Origin of the sequence: Moorena sp. SIO3B2, from assembly GCF_010692525.1 — a bacterium.
Taxonomy (GTDB): domain Bacteria; phylum Cyanobacteriota; class Cyanobacteriia; order Cyanobacteriales; family Coleofasciculaceae; genus Moorena; species Moorena producens.
This window is the reverse complement of sequence record NZ_JAAHHE010000448.1, coordinates 1-4,346: the sequence shown is the minus strand read 5'-3', so window position 1 is coordinate 4,346 and position 4,346 is coordinate 1. Positions and strand designations below refer to the sequence as shown.

Here is a 4,346-nt window from a genome sequence, read left to right as displayed (position 1 = left end):
CCGGAAAGCGAGTATTTTAGTTTGTCAGAAATCCAGTTGTCGGAAACGGGGGGGTCAAGCGGTCTGTAATGCGATCGCATCGAGTTTAAAGGACCATGGTTTAGAAGACCAAGTCAAAATTAAAGAAACTGGCTGCCTCAAACAGTGCAAACATGGCCCTAACCTGGTGATGATGCCAGACAAAGCTCGCTACAGCGAAGTGGCTCCCCAGCAAATTCCCACCCTGATCGAACGACACTTTGTCTGAAGTTAGCCCATCAGTGGACTCCCGTGATGATGCACCAAATACCAAGAGCCAGCCATAAGCTCAAACGTATTGGTTGCTATGGATTCTGCCTGAATCCTTCTACCCTTGCTAACTTGCAACACTTTTTCTAGCACAACAACGTAGGCAAGAGTGTCCCTGACTTCAGTAGCAATAATCTCTGGTTCAATTTCCAGGTATTGGGTATTCTTGAATATCGCTTCCCAAGATGAGCTAATGTCCCGCCAACCTTTGATTACATCACGTCCAGGGTGAATACAAAGACTACCAGTGCCTTGAGACCAGACCTTACTCATGGCTTCAATGTCCTTTTTCTCAAAAGCTCGATAGAATGCTGTGTTGGCAGCTAAAACCTCTGTGCGATCGCTACTCATAATTTTTTGTTAAGTTTCACAATTGTGAATAGATTTAATTATATATAGTTCAATAGGATTAATCACATCTAAGCATTCAGCAGTCAGTGGTCAGCATTCAGCATTCAGCAGTCAGCAGTCAGCAGTCAGCAGTCAGTGGTCAGTGGTCAGTGGTCAGCCGTTGGCCAATAGACATCTCCAGAAACTCGGTTTTGACCCAGGCAGTGCAAGGGTTTGAGGTTAATTTTTGGAGATGTCTATTGGCCACTCAAGTATCGTGGCACAGGCTTCTAGCCTGTGAGGTAACCCATAGGGCATAAGCTGTTCAAGTACCGTGCGCTATGGGCATAAACTCATAGCTAATAGCACCTCAAGTAGCGTGCCCGTAGGGCATTAGCTGATAACTGATAGCTGACCGCTGATAGCTGACCGCTGATAGCTGACCGCTGACCGCTGAATGCTTACGGATTGCGCTCTTGGAGCCGTATCATAAATATGGGTGAGATTATCTTAATGGTGGCATGGAAACAATTTGGGAACTCGATTTTTACTCCCGCCCAATTTTGGACGAAAATCAGAAGAAACTTTGGGAAGTCTTAATTTGCGAGAGTCCTTTGGACATCAATCTCTCACCTGAGACACTGTTTCAATACGCCAGTTGGTGTCCCAACCAGCAGGTGAATTCAATTTGGTTGGGGCAGGCTTTGGCAGATGCGATCGCAAAAGCTCAACAGCCACCAAGCAAGATTCGCTTCTTTCGGCGTCAGATGAACAATATGATTACCAAAGCCTGTAATGAGCTGAATATTCCAGCTCAACCCAGCCGTCGCACCTATGCTTTGGAGCGATGGTTAAAACAAAGGATAGAAGACTTTTATCCCAATCAACCAGGCTATGACCCCGCAGCCGCTGCTTCCTCATTTGTCCGTTATCAATCCCCCATCCCTAAACCATTACCCGATGCTTTGCAGGGACAAAAGTGGGCAGTTGTAAGTCTACAAGCCGCTGCCTTTGAGGAAATGAACGAGTGGGAGATTGACTTTGGTGAAGCCTTCCCAGTCTCGATCATGGACATTGCCCCAGAAACGCCCATTCCCGGTGTGATTATATTTTCCCAACGAGCCAAACCCCTAGCAGCATGGATGTCAGGTTTGGAGCTATCCTTTGTCAGACTTGACACTACTGATGATAAGCCAAAGTTGTTACTGGAAACTGGTGCCAATGATAGCTGGATTCTCGCTAACTTGACCAAATCCCAAATTCTGGCAGAGGCAAAAAGCTTTGAAGAAGCAAAGCAGAACGCTAATCTTGTCCATTTTCTGGCCGTACAATCGAGTCCAACTTCAGAACAGTTTGCTGGATTTTGGCTATGCCGGGAGTTATAAGACAAGGCAACAGGCAACAGGCAACAGGCAACAGGCAGAAGCTAAAAATAAATTGTGAGTAATTTTTCTTACCTGCTCCCGACTCCCGACTCCCTACTCCCTACTCCCTACTCCCTTGGCAATATGAGTGCTGAAACTAGACCGCAAGAGCTGCAAGCCGAACAACTGTTAGACTTAGCAGCTAAATCAGGAGCGACTAGTGCAGAGGTTTATCAGTCGCGATCGCTTTCTCGTCCTGTGTTTTTTGAAGCTAATCGACTCAAACAAATCGAAAGTAGTCAATCGGAAGGGACAGCGCTACGGTTATGGCGAGACGGACGTCCAGGACTAGCAGTTGGCTATGGAGCAGTGGCAGCACAAGATTTAGTAGACCGGGCAATGGCCATGACTGCACTCAATGAACCGGAATCTATAGAACTGGCTGATGGCCCTAGCGCTAACTATTCCGACTCACCAGAAACTATACCGATAGAAGAACTAGTAGCAATCGGCTCGGATGCGATCGCATTAATTCGCGATGCCTACCCAGAAGTATTGTGTAGCGCTGAGTCGGAATGGGAGTTAGAAACCACTAGCTTAATTAACTCTGAAGGATTACATTGCTCTTACACTGACACAACCCTCAGTTATTTCCTTGGGGTAGAGTGGGTTAGGGGTGAAGACTTTTTAAGTGTTGGTGATGGTACACAAATTCGATTAAGCCCATCTGAGCCTAAAGAAAGCCTAAACACTAACAAAGTCCTAGACCAAATCTTACAACGCCTCAACTGGGCAACGGAAAATGTCTCTACTCCCAGTGGTCGTGTGCCAATTTTGTTGACGTCTAAAGCAGCGGATTTGCTATGGGGCACTGTGGAAGCAGCCTTAAATGGAAAACGGGTACTTGAAAAAGCCACCCCCTGGAGTGATAGTCTAGGTCAGGTGGTTACCTCAAAAAACCTGACCCTGTTTCAACAACCAAATCCTGAATTTCCTTACAGTTGCCCCTTTGATGATGAAGGCACCCCTACCCAATCCCTCGTATTTATCAGTGAAGGGCAATTGCAACAGTTTTATTGCGATCGCACTACCGGTCGCTTACTGGGAACTGGCACAACGGGAAATGGATTTCGCCCTAGCCTAGGCAGCTACCCAACCCCTGATCTCGTCAACTTACTGATTAAACCAGGCCAAGGGTCACTCAATGACTTAATTGGAAAATTAGACGAAGGATTAGTCATAGACCAGATTCTCGGCGGTAGTGCTGGCATCTCCGGTGACTTTTCCGTCAATGTTGAGTTAGGGTATCGAGTCCAACAAGGCAATATTATTGGTCGAGTCAAAGACACCATGGTAGCTGGGAATGTTTACAACACCCTTAAGCAGTTAGTAATACTGGGTGATGATGCTGAGTGGCAGGATAGCATCTACACACCCTCTCTAATTGTGGAAGGACTATCGGTAACCTCTAGTGATTAGTGGGTCAGTGCTCGGTGCTTGGTGCTTATTTCTTTGTAACTATAGAAATTATCCTGGTATTTACAAAGCAGCCACGAATAATCACTAATGGAAATTAACCCATGATCAATCAATGATCAATCCCATTACCCAATGGCTGATCCCCAAAAGAAGTCTTGCCCTTGCCGAAGCCTGTCTGATTGGATTGGTCTCAGGACTCTCAGCAGTATTACTCAAACACAGTATTGGCTGGTTAGGGAGGTGGCGGCTTCAAGCTGCTCTGATCCTACCCCCTAGCTTTGCCCTACCAGCTTTTGGACTCTGCTTAGGATTACTGTGCGGATTCCTGATTGAGTTTGTAGCATCAGAGGCAACAGGTAGTGGCGTACCTCAGATCAAAGGTGCCCTTGCCCGGTTTCCCATCGCGATGAATTTACGGGTGGCTGCGGTCAAGTTGGTCAGTACCATCCTATCTCTGGCGGCGGGAATGACCATGGGACGGCAAGGCCCAACCGTTCACATTGGGGCAGCTTTGGCAGCTCAATTGACTCGCTGGGTACCCACCTCTCCTGATCACCGACGTCAAATGATTGCCGCTGGGGCTGGGGCTGGATTAGCCGCTGGGTTTAATGCTCCCCTGGCTAGTGTAGCCTTTATCTTTGAGGAACTGTTACCAGATTTATCTAGTATAACTCTGGGTAGTGCTATTCTAGCATCCTTTATTGGTGCGGTGGTTTCCCGGCTCTTGGGTGGAGGTACCCTAGATCTGAATCGGGAACTAAGCAATTTTTCCAGCACCTTTTCCGCTCTTGAGATTCCCTTCTATTTGTTGTTAGGGGTGTTGGCTGGATTGCTAGCAGCTTTGTTTAATCAGGGAATTCTGTCCAGTCTGAACTTTTACGACCG

General features: G+C 47.1%; 6 protein-coding genes. 5 read left to right on the top strand and 1 reads right to left on the bottom strand.

Annotated elements, in window-relative coordinates:
• On the top strand, positions 1-247 hold a 247-nt coding region (locus F6K38_RS35865; protein ID WP_287359810.1), incomplete at its 5' end, for a (2Fe-2S) ferredoxin domain-containing protein.
• 2 nt (positions 248-249) lie between these two features.
• Here the strand turns inward: F6K38_RS35865 and F6K38_RS35860 are convergent.
• Entirely contained in the window at positions 250-639 is a 390-nt protein-coding gene (locus F6K38_RS35860) for a nuclear transport factor 2 family protein (protein WP_008191122.1), read from the bottom strand.
• A gap of 86 nt (positions 640-725) precedes the next feature.
• On the opposite strand from F6K38_RS35860, the gene F6K38_RS35855 reads away from it, so the two are divergent.
• The 4 genes from F6K38_RS35855 to F6K38_RS35840 form a co-directional block, all read left to right on the top strand.
• Positions 726-938 carry a hypothetical protein gene (locus F6K38_RS35855; RefSeq protein ID WP_287359808.1) on the top strand — a complete coding sequence of 71 codons (213 nt, stop codon included), beginning with the start codon at positions 726-728 and terminating at the stop codon, positions 936-938.
• Positions 939-1,139: 201 nt separating this feature from the next.
• Positions 1,140-2,003, top strand: coding sequence for a Tab2/Atab2 family RNA-binding protein (locus tag F6K38_RS35850; RefSeq protein WP_008191124.1), 864 nt, complete (start codon positions 1,140-1,142; stop codon positions 2,001-2,003).
• A gap of 123 nt (positions 2,004-2,126) precedes the next feature.
• On the top strand, positions 2,127-3,461 hold the full coding sequence (locus F6K38_RS35845) for a TldD/PmbA family protein (RefSeq protein ID WP_287359811.1): 1,335 nt from the start codon (positions 2,127-2,129) through the stop codon (positions 3,459-3,461).
• Between the two features lie 112 nt (positions 3,462-3,573).
• The coding region (locus F6K38_RS35840; RefSeq protein WP_287359807.1) for a chloride channel protein at positions 3,574-4,346 on the top strand (773 nt) is incomplete at its 3' end.

Excerpts from the sequence above, each read along its gene's own strand:
- F6K38_RS35860 (WP_008191122.1), bottom strand. The coding sequence starts at position 639 with ATGAGTAGCGATCGCACAGAGGTTTTAGCTGCCAACACAGCATTCTAT.
- F6K38_RS35850 (WP_008191124.1), top strand. The coding sequence starts at position 1,140 with ATGGAAACAATTTGGGAACTCGATTTTTACTCCCGCCCAATTTTGGAC.
- F6K38_RS35845 (WP_287359811.1), top strand. The coding sequence starts at position 2,127 with ATGAGTGCTGAAACTAGACCGCAAGAGCTGCAAGCCGAACAACTGTTA.